This window comes from Micromonospora sp. D75 (assembly GCF_018070405.1).
Classification (GTDB): domain Bacteria; phylum Actinomycetota; class Actinomycetes; order Mycobacteriales; family Micromonosporaceae; genus Micromonospora; species Micromonospora chalcea.
The window spans coordinates 1-1,728 of the sequence record NZ_JAGPXV010000903.1 but is presented as its reverse complement, the minus strand read 5'-3'; the positions used below and the strand labels follow the sequence as shown (position 1 = coordinate 1,728).

General features: G+C 77.0%; 1 protein-coding gene and 1 pseudogene. Both read left to right on the top strand.

Annotated features, from left to right (window positions below; translation table 11 throughout):
* Positions 1–448, top strand: a pseudogene (locus tag KBX39_RS30520) (amino acid adenylation protein); the annotation flags it as partial.
* A partial coding sequence (locus KBX39_RS30515) for a thioesterase domain-containing protein (protein ID WP_210873869.1) occupies positions 445–1,728 on the top strand: 1,284 nt, incomplete at its 3' end. The pseudogene KBX39_RS30520 and the gene KBX39_RS30515, both read left to right, overlap by 4 nt.

The window sequence follows — 1,728 nt, the reverse complement described above, 5'->3', positions numbered from 1 at the left end:
CGTGGTGGTGGAACAGCCGCCACCGGCCGAGCCGGCCGACCCGCCCGGCGAGGGGCCGTGGCTGCTGCCGGTCTCCGCGCGTACCCCGGCGGCGCTGCGGGCCGCGCTGACCCGCCTGCGGACCCACCTGGCCGGCGCCGCCCCGGCACTGTCCGACGTGGCCGCCACGCTGGCGCTGGGCCGGCGGGCGTTCGCGCACCGGGCGGCGGTGGTCGCCGCCGACCTGCCGGCCGCGCTGTCCGCCCTGGACGTGCTGCTGGACACCGACGCCCGGATCGCCGGCGACGGCGGTCCGCTGCGCGAGACGGCCGCCGACTGGGTCGCCGGGCGTGACGTCGACTGGCACGAGCTGCACCCCGACGGCACGGTGCGTCGCACCGGACTGCCCACCTACCCGTTCCAGCGCCGCCGGCACTGGATCGACCCCGTGCAGAAAGGTCCGCGGTGAACTGGTTCGTCTCCGCCGGAAGCCGACCCGAGGCCCCGGTGCGATTGTTCTGCCTGCCCTACGCCGGTGCGGGCGCCAGCGCGTTCCGGCGCTGGGCGTCCGAGTTCGGCGAGAGCGTCGACGTGACGCCGGTGCAACTGCCCGGCCGGGAGAACCGGATCACCGAGGACCCGCGCTTCAGCGTCGCCGAGGTGGCCGACGCCATCGCCTCCCGGGCCGACCGCCCGTACGCGATCTACGGCCACTCGATGGGCGGACGGCTCGGCTTCGACGTGGTCCGCGAGCTGCGCCGCACCGGCCGCCCGCTGCCGCTGCGGCTCTACGTCGGCGGCGCCCGCGCCCCGCACGTACGCACCCCCGGCCCGTTCGACGGGCTGTCCCGGGCGAGCGACGACGAGCTGCTGCGCCGCCTCGGCGAGGGCGGCGGCCTCCCCGCCGAACTGCTCGACCACCCGGAGCTGGTGGAACTGCTGCTGCCGCTGCTGCGCGCCGACTTCGGCCGGGTCGACGACTACCGCCACGTGCCCGGCGAACCGCTGCCGGTGCCGATCGTCGCGTTCGCCGGCCGCACCGACCGGGCGGTCACCCGGGACCAGAACGCGGCCTGGGCCGAGCACACCGCGGCCGGGTTCACCCTGCACGAGCTGGACGGCGGGCACTTCTTCCTGCACGACCGGCTGCCCGAGCTGGCCGCGCTGATCCGCGCCGACCTGACCGCCGCGCTCTCGGACCCCCGCGCCGGCACGCCGGACGCGGGTCCGGACCCGGTGCGCGCCGCCGGCCGCGGGACCGCCGGCGCCGCGCACCGGGTCCCCCTCGGCGACACCGGCTGGTCGGTGTGGCGCGACGCGGTGCTGCGTACCACCGGGTTCCCGGCCGACGGGCTGGAGCTGTTCAGCGCGCCCCGGGCCGCCACCGCCGCCGACGAGCTGCTCGCCACCGGCGCGGGCGCGGACCGGTTCGACAAGGAGTTCGAGGGGGCGCTGCGCTCCGGCGCGCAGCGGTTCAGCGCGCTGGCCGCCGATCCGCTGCTTCGCGAGGCGGTCACCTGGCAGAACCGGGGCGCGCTCGTCGCGTTCGACGGGCTGGTGCGTGGCGGCGCCGACGCGGCCCGCAACGTACGCCGCCGCGACCGGGAACGGGCGCTGCTGAAGTACTGGCAGCGCTACTGCGGCAAGAACGAGACGGTCGGCTTCTTCGGGCCCAGCTGCTGGGTCACAGTCGATCCGGCACAGCCGGAAGTTGCCCGGGTCAACCCCGGCGACCGGTTGACCCCCCCA